General features: G+C 61.8%; 1 protein-coding gene. It reads right to left on the reverse strand.

The genetic code is table 11. From position 1 onward, the window contains the following. Positions 1-254 (reverse strand): GtrA family protein (locus tag SB724_RS21025; RefSeq protein WP_410572912.1); only part of this gene is annotated, 254 nt, incomplete at both ends.

Below are 254 nucleotides of genomic sequence, written 5' to 3' on the forward strand. Positions count from 1 at the left end.
ATCGTCAACAGCAGGGCGGCGTAGAGGCCGTAATTGACGAGCGCAGACGTGATCCCGACGGACCCGTAACGGAAACCTTCGACGGCAAGCGAATGCGGCGACCGGTCGAAGGTGAATGTCCGGTTGAATATCCAGGTGACGACCATCGCCAGCGCGATCGCAATCAGCCGGGCGATGAACGGGCCGAGCGATGTGACATGCAGCAGCAGCGTCAGCAATCCGGCGTCGACAACGAAGCCAATCCCGCCGGCGAT

Source organism: Bacillus sp. SIMBA_031 (assembly GCF_046535225.1).
GTDB lineage: Bacteria > Bacillota > Bacilli > Bacillales > Bacillaceae > Bacillus > Bacillus velezensis.